Source organism: Citrobacter sp. wls619 (genome assembly GCF_005281345.1).
Classification (GTDB): Bacteria; Pseudomonadota; Gammaproteobacteria; order Enterobacterales; family Enterobacteriaceae; genus Citrobacter.
Genome location: NZ_SZXJ01000027.1, coordinates 415,243 through 432,223, shown reverse-complemented (window position 1 = coordinate 432,223; position 16,981 = coordinate 415,243). Strand labels below are relative to the sequence as shown.

The 16,981-nt window shown below is 49.8% G+C and carries 15 protein-coding genes; 9 read left to right on the top strand and 6 right to left on the bottom strand.

What is annotated here, in order from left to right; translation table 11 throughout:
* Nucleotides 1–56 precede the first annotated feature (56 nt).
* Genes FDX19_RS04800 through FDX19_RS04780 form a run of 5 tightly spaced genes read left to right on the top strand, consistent with a single transcriptional unit; the run spans nucleotide 57 to nucleotide 5,644 of the window.
* Nucleotides 57–779, top strand: a complete 723-nt coding sequence (locus FDX19_RS04800) for a fimbria/pilus periplasmic chaperone (protein ID WP_249357522.1) — start codon at nucleotides 57–59, stop codon at nucleotides 777–779.
* 25 nt (nucleotides 780–804) lie between these two features.
* Nucleotides 805–3,390 carry an outer membrane usher protein gene (locus FDX19_RS04795; RefSeq protein ID WP_137381789.1) on the top strand — a complete coding sequence of 862 codons (2,586 nt, stop codon included), beginning with the start codon at nucleotides 805–807 and terminating at the stop codon, nucleotides 3,388–3,390.
* Between the two features lie 3 nt (nucleotides 3,391–3,393).
* Nucleotides 3,394–3,954: a fimbrial protein gene (locus tag FDX19_RS04790; RefSeq protein ID WP_137381788.1), complete on the top strand. Its 561-nt coding sequence runs from the start codon at nucleotides 3,394–3,396 to the stop codon at nucleotides 3,952–3,954.
* A gap of 8 nt (nucleotides 3,955–3,962) precedes the next feature.
* Nucleotides 3,963–4,550 carry a fimbrial protein gene (locus FDX19_RS04785; protein ID WP_137381787.1) on the top strand — a complete coding sequence of 196 codons (588 nt, stop codon included), beginning with the start codon at nucleotides 3,963–3,965 and terminating at the stop codon, nucleotides 4,548–4,550.
* A 20-nt stretch (nucleotides 4,551–4,570) separates the two neighbouring features.
* Complete coding sequence (locus FDX19_RS04780; protein ID WP_137381786.1) at nucleotides 4,571–5,644, top strand: pilus assembly protein FimA; 1,074 nt, start codon at nucleotides 4,571–4,573, stop codon at nucleotides 5,642–5,644.
* A 49-nt stretch (nucleotides 5,645–5,693) separates the two neighbouring features.
* Here FDX19_RS04780 and FDX19_RS04775 read toward each other — a convergent pair whose 3' ends face one another.
* From FDX19_RS04775 to FDX19_RS04765, 3 genes are all read right to left on the bottom strand, one after another.
* Complete coding sequence (locus tag FDX19_RS04775; RefSeq protein ID WP_137381785.1) at nucleotides 5,694–7,382, bottom strand: methyl-accepting chemotaxis protein; 1,689 nt, start codon at nucleotides 7,380–7,382, stop codon at nucleotides 5,694–5,696.
* A 169-nt stretch (nucleotides 7,383–7,551) separates the two neighbouring features.
* Nucleotides 7,552–8,670 (bottom strand): S-(hydroxymethyl)glutathione dehydrogenase/class III alcohol dehydrogenase, encoded by a 1,119-nt coding sequence (locus FDX19_RS04770; RefSeq protein WP_137381784.1) that lies wholly within the window; start codon nucleotides 8,668–8,670, stop codon nucleotides 7,552–7,554.
* A 32-nt stretch (nucleotides 8,671–8,702) separates the two neighbouring features.
* On the bottom strand, nucleotides 8,703–8,978 hold the full coding sequence (locus FDX19_RS04765; RefSeq protein ID WP_012132328.1) for a metal/formaldehyde-sensitive transcriptional repressor: 276 nt from the start codon (nucleotides 8,976–8,978) through the stop codon (nucleotides 8,703–8,705).
* Between the two features lie 1,072 nt (nucleotides 8,979–10,050).
* Between FDX19_RS04765 and FDX19_RS04755 the strand changes: the two genes are divergently transcribed.
* On the top strand, nucleotides 10,051–11,142 hold the full coding sequence (locus tag FDX19_RS04755; RefSeq protein WP_170974344.1) for a YadA C-terminal domain-containing protein: 1,092 nt from the start codon (nucleotides 10,051–10,053) through the stop codon (nucleotides 11,140–11,142).
* Between the two features lie 146 nt (nucleotides 11,143–11,288).
* Here the strand turns inward: FDX19_RS04755 and FDX19_RS04750 are convergent, their stop codons facing one another.
* Both FDX19_RS04750 and FDX19_RS04745 read right to left on the bottom strand, forming a co-directional pair.
* Entirely contained in the window at nucleotides 11,289–12,599 is a 1,311-nt protein-coding gene (locus tag FDX19_RS04750) for a Y-family DNA polymerase (RefSeq protein WP_137381782.1), read from the bottom strand.
* Nucleotides 12,599–13,018, bottom strand: a complete 420-nt coding sequence (locus FDX19_RS04745; RefSeq protein ID WP_137381781.1) for a translesion error-prone DNA polymerase V autoproteolytic subunit — start codon at nucleotides 13,016–13,018, stop codon at nucleotides 12,599–12,601. Before FDX19_RS04745 ends, FDX19_RS04750 begins: the two co-directional genes overlap by 1 nt.
* A gap of 180 nt (nucleotides 13,019–13,198) precedes the next feature.
* On the opposite strand from FDX19_RS04745, the gene FDX19_RS04740 reads away from it, so the two are divergent.
* Nucleotides 13,199–14,125 (top strand): DMT family transporter, encoded by a 927-nt coding sequence (locus tag FDX19_RS04740; protein WP_137381780.1) that lies wholly within the window; start codon nucleotides 13,199–13,201, stop codon nucleotides 14,123–14,125.
* A 41-nt stretch (nucleotides 14,126–14,166) separates the two neighbouring features.
* Here FDX19_RS04740 and cybB read toward each other — a convergent pair whose 3' ends face one another.
* On the bottom strand, nucleotides 14,167–14,697 hold the full coding sequence (gene cybB, locus FDX19_RS04735) for a cytochrome b561 (protein ID WP_137381779.1): 531 nt from the start codon (nucleotides 14,695–14,697) through the stop codon (nucleotides 14,167–14,169).
* Nucleotides 14,698–14,886: 189 nt separating this feature from the next.
* Here cybB and gap point away from each other — a divergent pair, with 189 nt between their 5' ends.
* Nucleotides 14,887–15,888 (top strand): type I glyceraldehyde-3-phosphate dehydrogenase, encoded by a 1,002-nt coding sequence (gene gap, locus FDX19_RS04730; protein ID WP_137381778.1) that lies wholly within the window; start codon nucleotides 14,887–14,889, stop codon nucleotides 15,886–15,888.
* 126 nt (nucleotides 15,889–16,014) lie between these two features.
* On the top strand, nucleotides 16,015–16,941 hold the full coding sequence (locus FDX19_RS04725) for an alpha/beta hydrolase (RefSeq protein ID WP_137381777.1): 927 nt from the start codon (nucleotides 16,015–16,017) through the stop codon (nucleotides 16,939–16,941).
* Nucleotides 16,942–16,981 lie beyond the last annotated feature (40 nt).

Sequence of the window (16,981 nt, the reverse complement as noted above, 5' to 3'; positions counted from 1 at the left end):
CCTACTGCAATCTTATCAATTTGGGGTTGCAGTCATTAACATTAGAAACGAATAATATGATTTCAAAAAAAGCATTCATGATGATTATGTTTTCATCAGCCATTTCGTTCAGTTATTCGGCTACCGCCAGCCTGGTAATTAATGCAACTCGTGTTATTTATCTTTCTAATGCCAAAGAAGCATTAGTTAAAATGGTTAACCAGGGCCAGCAACCGTTATTAATACAGTCATGGTTAGATGACGGCCGCGAAGATGGTGATCCACAAACCTTAGATATCCCTTTTATCGCTTCGCCACCGGTAAGCCGCGTCGACCCCAAACAAGGACTAACCGTACGCTTAAACTGGGATGGCCAGCCTTTGCCCTCCGACCGTGAAAGTGTTTATTGGTTTAACGCGCTTGAAATCCCCGGAAAAAACAAAGATGCAGCCAAATCAAATCAACTGCAAATTGCGCTTAAAACGCGTATCAAAGTGTTTTACCGCCCGGCCACCCTCCCCGGTTCACCTGACGAGGCCATTCAACATCTGAAATGGAGTCTGGCAAACAAGGGCAAACAAATCTGGGCGACGGCAAAAAATGACTCCCCTTACTTTGTCTCGCTGGTCGGTGCGAAGATTATCTCTGGGGGTAAAAAATACAGTATTGAACCCGATATGGTCGCCCCCTTTTCCAGCGCAAGCTATGAAGTGAAATCACTCACTACCCCGCGTTTTGAATCCGTGTCATGGACTGCTGTCAATGATTACGGTGGCAACGTTGACGCAACAGGAAAATAATAAAATTCGCGCAAGGATTGCCCTAATGTTGATGTCAAAACACCGCCTGGCCACTTCTGTATGGGTATTGCTGGTTATTTGTCAGACAGGATTTGCTGACGATAACTACATTGAGTTCAACGATGACTTTATCTTCAGCAACGCAGGTAAAAAATCAACAATCGACGTATCACAATATGCGCGCGGCAACCCGGTGAAACCGGGTGTTTATACCGTATCTATATGGATTAACGGTGAGCAACAGCAAACTGCAAAGATCCAGTTTATTGATAATCACACCCCGAACGCGTCTCCCTGTCTGACGCGTGAAGTGCTCGATGAAGCGAACGTCGATGTAAGCAAACTCCCCACGGAAAATGCAGACGAAGGTGAGTCACAATGCTACATGCTGGCAGACTATTACCCCTCATCCAGCGTGAGTTACGATCCCAACTCGCAGATTCTGATGCTCACCATTCCACAGCTGTTTCTCGTCAGCCACCCCGCGGGTTATGTTAATCCTGCACGTTGGGATGCCGGTATACCTGCTGCAATACTGAACTGGAACTTCAGCGGCTATCACAGTGAAAATGAGGGCAGCACCTCTGACAGTGGCTATCTGGGACTTGGCTATGGTCTCAATTTGGGGGCATGGCGGTTACGCTCCAGCGGCGCGCTGAACTGGACAAAAGACGATAGCGCAACCTGGGACAACTACGACCTCTATCTGGCACGCGACTTACCGTCCATCCGGGCGCAAATGGAACTGGGTCAGGTGACCTCTCGTAGCGAAGTGCTGGATAGTATCGGCATTAAAGGCGTACACCTTTATAACGACAAACGAATGGACCCCCATGATGGACGATACGTCCCGGTCATCAACGGCGTAGCGAACAGTAATGCTAAAATTACCGTACGACAGCAGTCGCGCATCATCTATGAGACCACCGTTCCCCCTGGTCCTTTTGCCCTGAAGGATTATTATTTGGCCATCAACGGTGCTGACCTCGACGTTACTGTAGAAGAGGCTGATGGCTCAAAACGCATGTTTACCGTGCCGTATGCTTCGGTCGCGCAATTGATGACTAAAGGTGAAGTCGACTGGGATTTTGCCGTTGGGACATTAGATGATGACAGCGACGATGATTCCCCGTGGGTGCTCACCACCAACGGTAATTATGGATTGAGCGATATTTTCACGCTATATGGCGGCATCCAGTCAATGGAAGAAGACTACCTGGCTGGGATGCTGGGTCTTGCTATGAACACCCGTCTTGGCGCCATCGCAGTCGATGTTATCCACTCTCGTGCGTCACTTGATGATATTGGAGTCCTGCAAGGGCAGAGTTACCGTTTAAGCTACAGTAACGTACTGGAGGCAACACAGACTAACTTCAGCTTTAGCGCCTATCGTTACAGTACCAAAGACTATCTCTCCCTTAATGACGCCATCTCTTTGCAAAATAGTATCGATAGCTATAGCGACGATCACGATACTAACCCTAACGATGCGTATCGCAACAACTACAGCCATTCTAAAAATGAGCTACAGGCTAACATCAATCAGCCCATTACCCTTAACGGCGAAGATTACGGCGCATTTTATCTCAGCGGCACCTGGACGAGTTATTGGGGTAACTCAGACAAAACGTCTCAATATTCGCTGGGCTACAGCAATACTTTCCGCTCCATTTCATGGAGTATCTCGCTGCAGCGCAGTTATAACGAATGGGGCGATGAAGATGACAGCCTGTACGTTGGGTTGAGTATTCCTTTTGGTAGCAATGCTCAGAACGATCAGCCGGCCTTCTCCAGTCTGAGCCTCAACGCCAATAGCGACTTTGGCGGCAATAACGGTTTCACCAGTACAGCCAGCGGCAACAGTAGCAATAGTAGATGGAACTACAGCCTCAGTACCACCGCTAACCAGAACAGCCAGGGAGAGGATACCTATTCCGTAAGTGGGTATTCCACCTATAACGGCGCGCATGGGGCAACCAGCGTTTCCGCTACGGTCGATAAAAAACATAATCAGCAATATTCCTTAAACAATAACGGCGGGGTGCTGTTACACAGCGGTGGATTGACGCTCTTACCGGGCAATGTCAACACACAAAGCGCCATCGCCCTTATTGAAGCGAAAGGTGCAGATGGCGCCACCACCAGCAATGGTTATGGCGAGATTGACAGCGCAGGATATGCCGTCGCTACCAGCCTGACCCCTTACGCTGAGAATACCGTCGGACTGGATCTCAGCACCATCAAGGCGGACGTTGAAGTGAAAAACACCTCGGCCGCCGTGGTGCCGCGCGATGGCGCTGTGGTGAAAGTCACCTTCGCCACCCAGCAAGGGCAATCGGTATTTGTCACTCTGAAGCGCAGCGATAACAGCTTTATTCCTCTGGGGGCCAATATTCTTAACGAACAGGGTGAATCCGTTGGCGCAATGGGTCAGGCAGGCCGCGCTTTTTTGCGCGGTATCGAACAACGAGGCAGTTTGAAGGTTATTTGGGGAAGCGATGCGGCAAGTTATTGCGATGTAACCTATCAACTCCCCGATGCACCCGCAATGATAGGTAAATCAATCCGTCTGGATACCTTAGTGTGTCAGATGCCAGAAGCTGGGAAATAGTTTATGCGCCGTGGAATGCTTATCTCTTTATTGTTATGTAGCTCATCGCTTTTCGCCGCGGATGTGACGGTGAATTTCAAGGCCAACTTACTCGCCACAACCTGTACCATTAATATTGTGGTCGGAAGTAGTAAAGCAGTGAACCAGACCATCGACTTTGGCGTATTAACATGGGCCGAAATAGAAGCACAGGGTAGCAATATTCGGAAAGATTTTTCTCTGGAATACAGTGATTGCTATATCACGAAGTCCGGAACGAAAACCGCGCAGACGTTGAACTGGATGCAAACCTTACCAAAGGCCAGCTCTTCATGGAGTGGATATCCGACAGAAATGAAAGGTGGACATGTGGGCGTTGCAGGCGTGCTGTATCGTACCAGTAATCTCAATACGCCGTTGCCACTCGGCGTAAACAATACTGAAAAAATAATCTGGAGCAGCACAGAGCGCAGCAACGGTAAGTTGCCGTTATCCCTATTTCTACGCCCAACATCTTATCCTGGCACCCCTACGACTTCGGGGATGTACAGTGCGACATTAACATTCACCACGACCTATCAGTAGGAGCCACCGTGAAATATATACCCGGAGTCTTATTATTGATATCCACGCCGTTATGGGCAGCGGTCACGACCAACACCAATGTACTCACGATAAGCGCGGAGGTGGTTAGCGGTAGCTGTAATATCAGTGCATCCGATGTTGATTTAGGCGATCTGGAGGCAAGTGCTTTCGCCAGCGGTGGCGCGTGGGCGAATCTATCCGCCACTGCGGTGGGCAATGTGGCTACAAAGTCGCTGAAGATAAGCGCACGCTGCGACTCCGGTTCCGTCGCCAAAACGCTAGTGCTGAGCTTTAAGCCGCAAAAAGCACAACTCAACGGCAACCAGATATTCCCTAATGAATATATCGGCCCTACGGGGCAGGTAACGGCGTCAACGGCGGCAGACAATGTCGGGGTGGTGGTTTTTAGCAGCGCAAATATTAATGTCCTCAATAGTGACAACACCTCGGCCGTCAACTTCACCAATTATATTGGTTCTGCCACTACCGATACCGATTATACCTTTAAAGTTCGATATCAAAGGGTGAATGCCGCAAAACCAGTTACACCAGGTGGTGTATTAAGCCAGGTACAAATTAGCGTGAGCTATAAATAATAAATACAGGGTTAGCTGATATGAAAACAGCGATTATTCGTAGAGTTTTGTCACTGTTCTTTTTGTTGCAAGTGATTATTGCATTTCCCACCTGGGCACTGGAATGCCCTCTGGATCAGAATTATGATATAAGCCTGAATGCAGGCACCATTAATATCGATAATTCAATTTTCTCACCCAATAGCAATATTGATGTAAAGCTGGCTGATATTACTGTGGGGGGGCAAGCTAAGGTGACTTGTAGTACGGGTAATGATGGTTCCGACTGGTGGGGTTGGGCAAATAATACTGCGGGGGTCCAATCTGATTCCTGGACAACCCAAGGTTTCAATTCGAGCACAACTTATACCTATAACAGAGGGTTTTGGCCTACGACGATTCCCGGCATTTACTATACCGTCTATGTGCCAGGGGGGAGTGACGGCGTATATTTACCCTCTTCTACATCCGCGACTCGAATGATGGATGTAAATATGAGCCTTAAAGAGTATATGTTCATGAACATACACGTTCAAATATGGCAGCGAGGTATAGTAACAGCGGTGGGTGATGCGAAGCCAACACAGAGTGGGTTGTTAGGAACAATTCGAGCTGGTGATGATGGTAACCCCCTGCTTAAGATCAACGTGAGTAGCAGCTCTTTTACTGTAAAATTCCAGACACCAACCTGCAATTTATCCGTCTCCCCCACCACCATCGACTTTGGCGATGTGGGTAATATAAACTACAGAAAAGGCTTCACGTTGAAAAACAGCGGTTGTGTTAATGCCTCAGGCGTTACCCTTAAACTAACCTCAACCAAAGTCATTTCGGATAATAACGGATTGGGTATTTTGGCCAATACCACGACTGGCACCTCAGCGGCGGGAGGACGGGGGGTGGCGGTTTCTTACGAGGATGGTTCACCTCGGAAATATTTGTCAGCAAATGACGCCAACTCTTCCGTCACCATCGATTTTGGCAGCATCGTAACGGCGAAAGATATTCCGATGGCGGGGCTATTCACCTGTGCTTCGGCTACCCAAGGTACCTGCGATGATTATACCCCCGGTGCGTTCACGGCCTCAGGGGTCATCAGCGCAACCTATAAGTAAGCGGGTCACCCGGTAATTCAGAGAACCGAATTACCGGATTGCTGACCTATCAGAAAGTTTCCCAATTATCCGTATTTATCGCACTTGACCGTGGTGATGAAGGTACTGGATTAACAACGGCTGCAACGCGTTTTATCGCACTTGCGCCCTGCAGACGAAACGTGCCGACGGCTTCAGTTAAACGTGCGGCCTGTTCTTCCAGCGATGCCGCTGCAGCCGACGCTTCTTCAACCAGAGAGGCGTTTTGCTGCGTCACTTTATCCATCTCTGAAATCGCCTGACTTACCTGCACGATACCCCGGCTCTGTTCATCAGAGGCCGCTGCAATCTCCAGCATAATATCGGTGACACGTTTTACCGCATCAACGATATCCGTCATGGTATTACCCGCAGCCACAACTTCACCGGACCCCTGGTCAATCAACCGTACTGACTCACTGATCAATCCTTCAATCTCTTTCGCTGCCTGGGCGCTACGGCTTGCCAGCGTGCGAACTTCGCTGGCGACGACGGCAAATCCACGCCCTTGCTCTCCTGCCCGAGCCGCTTCCACCGCCGCATTCAGCGCCAGAATATTGGTCTGGAAGGCAATGCTGTTGATGACAGCGGTAATTTCAGAGATTTTTTTCGAGCTGGTCGAGATATTGCCCATGGTTTTCACTACGCCAGAAACCATCTGCCCACCGCGACTGGCCTTGCCGGAAGCATCTTCCGCCAGCTTGCTCGCATGGTGCGCGTTGTCCGCGTTTTGTTTCACCGTCGCAGTCAGTTCTTCCATGCTGGCTGCCGTTTGTTCAATCGCCGCGGCCTGTTCTTCAGTACGTGATGACAGATCAGTATTGCCCGCCGAGATTTCACTGGTGCCGCGATAGATTTCTTCCGCTCCCTGACGTACTGTGCCTACGGTTTTCTCCAGTGAATGTTGCATCGTCTGAAGATGACGACTCAGACGACCAATCTCACTGCGCCCGGTGGGTTCATCCCGCATGGTCAGATCGCCCGCTGAAATTTGCTCAATACGCTGTGCCGCACGCAACAGTGGATGAATCACGGTACGACGCAGGACAACAAACGTCATCACGGTTAACACCAGTGCCAGAATAAATGCACCCAGCATAAACGCCATACCAAGTTGCGTACGTTGGTGGGCCTGCTCGCTGAGGTGATTAGCCCTGGCAGTACGAATGTCTATGGCCTTCAGCAGCACCTTGTTGTAAGCCGTATCCAGCGGCCTGGCCTGTTCATTTTCATGGTTGATAATCGCTTCAAACATCCCGTTTCTGGCATATTTCAGCATCGGCTGCAGACCGTCGATATAGGCTTTGAAACTGGCGCTCAGTTCAGCGTCTAAGGCTTCGTCCTCCGACGTTTTCACCACACGAGACATATAGGCAGTAAAACCATCCTGCGATTGCTTAATGCGTTTTTCCGCCTCGGCGATATTGGCCTTCATATCGTCCATTTCGGCAATGCGACTCGCTGCGCCGGCGTGGATCATATTGATACGGGCTGTGCGTAGGTGATTGGAACTGTTAGATAACCCCATCCTGACCTGAATCTCATCGGTCACATCGCGCTGATCGCGATCGGCCTGCATAAGAAAATAGCTTGCCAGCCCGGAACTCAAAGCAAACAGCAGAAGGATGCCACCGAGAATGGAGGAAAACAGCGGAACCAGTCTGATTTGATGCAGAAAGCCCAGTTTATTCTGGGCTTGCATCGATATTGTATTGTCCATGACCGTCGACTCTCTTGTAGGGGTTATGCGTGAAAACACGCCCATTAGATAGTCATCGGCAATTCATAAAGTTTACTTACCGTGAAAAGCGCAAGATTCGTCACACTTTCACAACATCATTCAAAGAAATTCAGGAAAGTGCCAGCGGTGAATTCCGCTGGCCAATGAATCAGTTATCGCCAAAGTGGATAACGGTACGAATGGACTTACCCTGATGCATTAAATCAAACGCTTCGTTGATCTGCTCCAGCGGTAAGCGATGGGTAATAAACGGGTCCAACTGGATTTTCCCGCTCATCGCATCTTCAACCATTCCAGGCAGCTGTGTACGCCCTTTCACGCCGCCAAACGCCGACCCGCGCCACACGCGCCCGGTCACCAACTGGAACGGACGCGTTTTGATCTCTTGCCCTGCTCCCGCCACGCCGATGATGATGCTTTCACCCCATCCTTTATGGCAGCATTCCAGCGCCGCACGCATGACATTTACGTTGCCAATACATTCAAAGCTGAAGTCCACACCGCCGTCGGTAAGCTCGACAATCACATCCTGAATCGGTTTATCATAATCGGTTGGGTTGATGAAGTCGGTCGCGCCCATTTCACCCGCCAGCTTGAATTTTTCCGGGTTAGTATCAACCGCCAGAATACGTCCGGCTTTCGCCTGTGCCGCGCCCTGAATCACCGCCAGACCAATGCCGCCAAGACCAAATACGGCCACGGTATCGCCTTCTTTCACTTTCGCCGTGTTATGTACTGCGCCGATCCCGGTGGTGACGCCACAGCCCAGCAGACACACTTTATCCAGTGGAGCTTGCGGATTAACCTTCGCCAGCGAGATCTCCGCGCAAACGGTGTATTCACTGAAGGTACTGGTACCCATATAGTGATAGATGGGTTCGCCGTTATAAGAAAAACGCGTAGTGCCATCCGGCATCAGGCCTTTACCCTGGGTAGCCCGTACGGCCTGACACAAGTTAGTTTTGCCAGACTTACAGAACTTACATTCACCACATTCTGCCGTGTACAGCGGGATGACATGGTCGCCCGCTTTCAGAGTGGTGACACCCTCACCCACTTCAACCACGATACCCCCGCCTTCATGGCCGAGTACCGCCGGAAACACACCTTCCGGATCGTCACCAGAGAGCGTAAAAGCGTCAGTATGGCACACGCCTGTGTGGGTAATTTTAACCAGCACTTCACCTTTCTTTGGTGGTGCGACGTCGATTTCGACAATTTTTAACGGCTGGCCGGGGCCGAATGCAACTGCTGCACGTGATTTCATTTGTCTCTTCCCATTATTGCGAGGTGATGGTGTTATTTTAGATAAGCGCGCAGAAGATGGCCGATTTCAGCCATGCGCACAGCACGCTGGTCTGGGGTTGTATCCCCGCTGACCAGTTCATCTTTCAGGTGGATCTCAACCATTTCGCCCATCAGGCCATTGGATGCGCCGCGCACGGCGGCAATTTGTTGCAGGATCGCCAGACACGGCTCGCCGGACTCCAGCGCACGCTCAAGCGCATCGACCTGGCCGCGAATACGCCGCACACGGGTGAGAATGCGTTTTTTATCTTCAGGTGAATGCGGCATACGCCCTCCTAATACTATAGGGGGGTATACTATCAGTTTTTTTATATAATTGTAAAATATAAGATTTATTGAATATCAGTCGGTTAGATTAAGTTACTCATCGCTTGCCATTCAACAATCAACAGCACATTGCAGCGCGAAAGCCTCCAGCGACCACGCCTGCACCGTTTTACGTGTGATCTGCTAATCCCATAGACCGGACTTAACAACAAGCACGACGTGAATGCGGTTAGCGATGGGGTTTACGGAAATGAATATTTAAATATATTGCCATACATGTTAATTATTTATTCTAAATCAATATTAACAAAATTATGTTGGGTAATTAAGCCTGACTATAAAATACAATTTTTTCAATTAATTGCTGACGTAATATTCTCTTGCCATTCGTTCTATTATTGAGGGAAGCTTATGTCATGGAATAAACACGAAGCGGTCTCGTATGCGCGAAGTCACGCACATCAAAAAAGCCAAGGCTACGTGTTCTAGCCGTTGCGGTGATTGATGCTTTACCAGGGCAAAATCCGTACGGGCACGCCTGTATTTACGATGGGTCGGGAACCAATGTACCAATAACTTAATTAACCAATCACCAAATCCAGGACTATTCTTAATTTTCTAAACAAGTAGAATTTTGGACATTTTTCAATATTGATTCTATCTGGCGTAGTGGTAATTTTCGTTCAATGAAATACTAACGACTAAGCAACGCATGACAATAATAACCAGCGAAACATTTAACCATCTAATCACTATCAATGGACTGCCGGATTTCAAGGTACCCATCGCCCTTACCCACATCACGCCACAGGAAGCATAACTAACTGATACAAAAGAAAAGTAAACGGTAAGGTCGAGATAAAAAACCGTTTTCACTACACAGACTCTAATTCAGCACATCAGCTTTAATAATAAAAACATTGTATATGGTCTCTGTTGAAAATGCCGCTTCACGCACAGGACAAGAGAACATCAAAAAACGCCAGATAGTATTCTATCTAATTTTATTTACGTTGAAGTTCAAACAGCGCTCAACGCAATCTTAAACACTTATATATTAATGATGACATGTATGAAAACCAACTTAATTACTGCTATTACTCTCTCTTCTTTGCTATTGTCTGGAATTGCAGAAGCGGCTATCGGCACGACAACAAATGGTGTCACTACCTTTACCAAAACGCCTAATCCTGTCGGCACCATTACTATCACGGGTATTGATGGCGCAACGTACGATTTAGAAAACCTCCACGGGGCGATTGCGGGTCTTTCAGCAAATAAAGCCGATGTCACTCAGGCAAACAATATAGCTGCCGTAGCAATTGCCAACCAACAGGCCATCACGCAACTCCAGCAGTCACAAGGTAATTTTGTCGATAAGCCAACCTATACTACGGATAAAAACACCCAGGCAGCACTTGACCAACAACAGAATAACGATATCACACAAGCCATGCGGGACGCGGGGAATGCACAGAAAACCGCTGACAACAACACTAATGCCCTCAAAAACAAGGTTGATAGCAGCACGTTCAGCACCGATCAGCAGCGTCAGGATGGTGAATTACAGAAAGAAATCACCGATCGTACAGATGCTGATAACCAGCTCAGAACGGCAATCGGCACCAAAGCTGACGCAGCCCAGGTTGCCTCTAACAAACAGGCCATCACAGATGAAGTGAAGACAGAAGCAACGCATTACCAGACGCTGACAGCAGGCCTGTCCCAAAAAGTTGCAGCCTCGTCGTTCGCTCAACGCTCGGCATCCGTCGATAAGTATCTGGCTGATGCCGCCGCTGAACGTGCAGCGACCAACGCGACGGTTGCGAAACACACCGACGAACTGGCCAATCATGAGCAACGCATCGAAACACTGGAGCAGAACACCAACGCTAACTTCGGTAAGCTGAAAAATGAAGTGGATCAGAACCGTAAACGCGCGTCCGCTGGCATCGCTGGTGTCGCAGCAATGGCGAATATCCCCCAGGTTATTGAGTCTCAGAGCGTCAACGTCGGCGCGGGTGTCGGTACGACGGATGGCGAAACAGCTTTGGCTGTCGGTTTCTCTGCCCGGGCATCAGAGCACGTTGTCGTTAAAGCATCCGTTTCCAACGATACACAGCATAACTTTGTGGTTGGCGGCGGCATGTCTTATGGCTGGTAAGGAATAAGCCGTGGTCTGAACGCGTACTTATAGCGGCCACTTTTGATATCAACCACCACAGTATTTGCAGGAATTATCAGGTAAATAACGGGGCATAGCATGAAAAAGGCGGGATCTGTATCTTGCTTTTTCATGCTCCCGAAATGTCAGAGACACGCAATCGTAGATGTGGCATTACACCGTTGGAGATCCCCCACCCGCAGTAAATCACTGTATCTCGTCGTATAGCGAGGTGAGAGCATGTCTCGTTTCATTGCCCATGGCTGCTGTATCCCTTGTCCGGCAAACCAGAGCGTCCCTTTACCATTTTTAGCATTAAGGGTATCCAGAACCGTCATAAGTTTGTCGCTATTATGCCGCGGGACGTTTTCATCAAAAAGATTGAGCTGCGCCACACCGGAGCTGAAAAAATCCCCTAACATCACGCCAGCTTTTTGATAATGCCGTCCCTCTCGCCAGATGGCGTCAAGGCAGCGCGTTGCCGCACCAATAATATCCCGGCTGTCCTGGGTTGGCGTCAATAGTTTTACCGACGCGTTGTTACCATAGTAAGGTTCGTTATGGGCAAATGGACTGGTTTTAATAAACGCAGAAATGAAGCGGCAGAACTGGTGCTCTCCGCGCAACTTCTCCGCCGCACGTGAAGCATAGGTGCAAATAGCCTCCCGCATGGCATTATAATCCGTGAGCCGTACACCAAACGACCTTGAGCAGATAATTTCCTGCTTAACCGGCGCAAACTCATCCAGCGCCAGGCACGATTCGCCGCGCAATTCCCGTACGGTTCTTTCCAGCACCACGCTGAAATGTTTGCGGATAAAGCGAATATCGGTTTCAGCCAGGTCACAAACCGTTTTAATGCCCATGGCATCCAGTTTCTTACCGATACGGCGACCAATGCCCCAGACTTCATCTACCGGAACGGCAGCCATCAGTTTGCGTTGGCGCTCGCTATTCGATAAATCGACCACGCTTCCCGTCTGAGCCTGCCACTTTTTAGCCGCATAGTTTGCCAGCTTAGCCAGTGTTTTGGTCTGAGCAATACCGACGCCCACCTTAAGATGCGTTTTCTGCAAAATAGCGTCCCTCATCTCGCAACCAAAATCAGTAAGATCTCTGCAGTTCCTCACCCCCGTCAAGTCACAGAACGCTTCATCAATACTATACCTTTCCACGCGCGGAGAGAGTTCCTCGAGGATGGACATGACTCTACTGCTCATATCCGCATACAGCTCGTAATTTGAGCTAAAACACGTCACACCGTAACGTCGGAACAACTCTTTTTGTTTGAAGTACGGCGCCCCCATTTGGATACCCAGCTTTTTGGCCTCCGCGCTGCAGGCAATAACACAGCCATCGTTATTTGAGAGAACCACCACCGGTTTATCACAGAGATCGGGCCGGAAAACGGTCTCACAGCTGGCGTAAAATGAATTTACATCGCAGAGCGCAAACATCAGCGCAGAGCCTTCACGGCATAGGTAACGACACCGAATACATTCAGTGATTCTTCACGACCGATAACGATCGGTGCATAAGCGCTGTTCATTGGAACGAGCTGTACCGTTGGACGAAGCTGCAGCCGCTTAACCGTGAACTCACCATCAACGGCAGCGATAATAATATCGCCATGTACCGCCGTCAGCGAACTGTCAACAACCAGCAAATCGCCATCATCGATCCCCCCCTCAATCATTGAATCCCCCGCGGCTTTCACGAAGTACGTGGCACTGGGATGCTGAATTAGCAATTCATTCAAATCGATGCCCCGCTCGACATAATCCGCAGCCGGGCTGGGAAACCCGCACTGAACAAGGTCACTAAACAAGGGAGTTGTATTGATTTCGCGGAGATCCGCTGGCTTGAGAAACAACATAATGACTCATCCAATATTAACTGTATTTATATACAGTAGTTTTATCTGAGCAGTTGTTCAAGCGGCTTTTTGTGGCGCTATGGCTATTCGCCTGAATTATAACGACTCGTGTCTGCACAAAAGTATCGCGACATGAAACCGGGTATAGTAGCGCCATAACATCATCAAAACGGACACACTATGACTACCGCAGGGAAAAGCAATCCGCTGGCCATTGGCGGCCTGATCGCGCTAACGCTCATCTGGAGCTATAGCTGGATTGCTATGAAACAGGTCACGCACTACATTGGTTCATTCGATTTCACCGCACTACGTTGTTCTTTTGGAGCATTGTTATTATTTATTGTCCTGATGCTACGCGGACGCGGAATGCGCCCGACCCCGTTCGGTTATACGTTGGCGATAGCCTTGTTACAAACGTGCGGCATGGTGGGATTATCACAGTGGGCGCTGGTCAGCGGCGGTGCGGGAAAAGTCGCTATTCTGAGTTATACCATGCCCTTCTGGGTGGTCATTATGGCCGCCCTTTTTCTCGGTGAACGCATGCGTCGTTTGCAGTACGTCGCTATTGCAGTGGCGGCGTTTGGCCTGATACTGGTATTACAGCCGTGGCAACTGGACTTTTCGTCAATGAAGAGTGCGCTGCTGGCAATCCTCTCAGGTATCAGTTGGGGGGCCAGTGCGGTTGTCGCCAAACGTATGTACGCTCGTCATCCCAATATCGACCTGTTAGCACTCACCTCGTGGCAGATGCTGTATGCCGCGCTGGTGATGAGTCTGGTCGCCTGGCTGGTCCCACAGCGAACGCCTGACTGGCAGCCTGTCGTATTCTGGGCATTAGGATACAGCGCCGTACTGGCAACAGCGCTGGCCTGGAGCTTATGGCTGTTTGTGCTGCGTAACCTGCCTGCCAGTATCGCCAGCTTAAGCACGCTGGCGGTGCCGGTTTGTGGGGTACTCTTTTCCTGGTGGTTGCTCGGCGAAGAACCTGGCGTTGTCGAAGGTAGCGGGATTGTGCTGATTGTTCTGGCGCTGGCCATCATCAGCCTGAAGAAACGCGCCACGCAGGTGCAACGCGTTGAAAAAGAGATCTCTTGCGAAAAATAATCACGGAGAATAAAACACCCCGCATTACGCGGGGCGTTTGATCAGGAACGCTTACGCGGCATCATGCGCAGGAGCGTATTATCCTTCCAGAAATAGTGATGTAACAGAGCCGCAGCGGCATGCAGGCCAATGACAAAATAACCCAGGTTTGCCAGCGTTTCGTGCCATGATTTCAGCATATCGGCCAGTTCAAAATTGGCTTCTGCTGCATGTGGCATAACAATGCCGAATGCAACCCACGGATTTCCCCGGTTATACATCATCACCAGGCCAATAATCGGCAGCGCAATAAACAGCAAATAGATAACCAGGTGCCCCAGATGCGCCATGCCAATCATCATCGGCTTCGGTTTTGGCTCAATCGGCGGTGCCGGATACTTAAGTCTGACCAGCAGACGTGTCACCATCAACGCTAAAATCGTGATACCACAGGAAACATGCACCATGTTGAACCCGGGACGATAGCTGCGCGGGAAAAATCCGCGAAACTCCATGGCACTGTAGGCCACAATGACCAACAAAAAGACCAGCCAGTGAATGCCAATTTGCAGGCCAGAATACTTATTCCCCATAACACTTCTCGAATAAAAACAATAATGCGTCAACATAACGGGCTTTTGTTAAAAATTCATTAAGTTTTGTTCACTCATTTTCAGTCAGTTACGTTTAACCGCAAAAACAGCTATTGCCGCGGATGCCTGACTGGACTATGCCTGGTAGGGAAAATATGTCGTACCGTCTCATCCTGACAGGAGAAAACCATGAGTAAAATTGGCATTAACGGTTTTGGTCGTATCGGTCGTCTGGTATTGCGTCGGCTACTGGAAGTCAAAAGCAGTGTGGAGGTCGTCGCTATCAATGACCTTACCTCACCGAAAATCCTCGCCTATCTGTTAAAACACGATTCAAACTACGGGCCATTCCCCTGGAGCGTCGACTTTACCGAGGACGCACTGATTGTCGATGGTAAAAAAATTGCTGTTTACGCCGAAAAAGAGGCCAAAAATATTCCGTGGAAAACTACAGGTGCGGAAATTATTATCGAGTGCACCGGTTTTTATACCTCAACAGAAAAATCGCAGGCCCACCTGGATGCTGGTGCCCAAAAAGTGCTGATATCCGCCCCGGCGGGAGAGATGAAGACGATCGTCTTTAACGTGAATGACGACACGATGGATGCAAACGATCGGATTATCTCAGTCGCATCGTGCACTACCAACTGCCTGGCGCCGATGGCAAAAGCGCTGCATGACAACTTCGGTATTCAGCTTGGCACCATGACCACCATCCATGCCTATACCGGGACACAGTCACTGGTTGATGGGCCACGTGGTAAGGATCTGCGAGCTTCACGCGCGGCAGCAGAAAATATCATTCCTCATACCACCGGTGCGGCGAAGGCGATTGGTCTGGTGATCCCGGCCCTGAGCGGGAAATTAAAAGGCCACGCCCAGCGTGTTCCGGTAAAAACAGGCTCTGTCACTGAACTGGTGTCGATTCTGGGTAAAAAAGTCACTGCGGAAGAGGTTAACAACGCGCTGAAAAAGGCAACGCTGAACAATGCGTCATTCGGCTATACCGACGAAGAAATTGTCTCGTCAGATGTTATTGGCTCACATTTCGGTTCAGTATTTGATGCGACACAAACCGAAATCACCGAAGTGGGCGATCTGCAACTGGTAAAAACCGTGGCCTGGTACGATAACGAGTACGGTTTTGTCACCCAACTTATCCGTACGTTGGATAAATTTATCACGCTTTAGTGTTATGGCGGAGGATCGCCTCCGCCTCGTTTCATTTCCCGCTAATTCAATACGTTGTGAGTCTCTCCCCGTTTTCAATTCATTAAGTGTGCTATAGCTAACCTTTGCCACAGAGGGAGCACAGTAATGGAAGCACTGAGTCGTGAAACGTTAGAAACTATGATAGCGCAAGCCGTTGCCCACGCCGCCACCGTCTCAGTCTGGCCAATGGGTGAAGCCCCCGGAGCAAAAAACAGCGATGCGGTATTTACCCCCGAACCCAGACACACGGGAACCTCTCATTACGATCGTGCTGTAACCGGTATTCGTGCCCCAGAAATCACCGTCTACGCCCCCGCAAAACCGAATGGTGTGGGAATACTTGTCACCCCCGGCGGCTCTTATCGCCGCGTCGTGCTGGACAAAGAAGGCAGCGCGCTGGCGCCCTTTTTTAATGCCCGCGGTTATACCCTGTTTGTCATGACCTATCGCATGCCGGGGGATGGTCACGAGGAAGCGTCAAACGCCCCGTTGGCCGATGCCCAACGTGCGATTCGCTACATTCGGGCTAACGCTCATGAGTGGAAAATCGATCCTGATCGTATCGGTGTCCTCGGCTTTTCCTCCGGCGGTCATGTGGCCGCCAGCCTGGGAACACGTTTTGCTGAATCAGTTTATACGCCCATCGATTGCGTAGACGAACAACCCGCCCGCCCCGCGTTCATGGCGCTGGTCTATCCGGTGATTAGCCTGCGTGAGAATATTGCTCATCCTGGCTCTCGCCTTGAATTAGTTGGCACGACCCCCGAAGAGCAGGATCTGCACCGCTATTCACTTGAAGAACGGGTTGAGAACGCGACGCCGCCAACATTCCTGCTGCATGCCATTGACGATCCGGCGGTGAAAGTCGAGAACAGTCTGGCATTTTTTAATGCGCTTCGCGCACAGGGGGTTCCTGTTGAAATGCATCTGTTTGAACGCGGCAAACACGGCTTCGGTATTCGGGATACTCAAGGGTTACCGCTGGCCGTGTGGCCGGAAATGATGATGAACTGGATAGCCACAAAAGTGTGATGATTGTGCCGGGTGGCACACAGGAGCACCCGGCTTATAC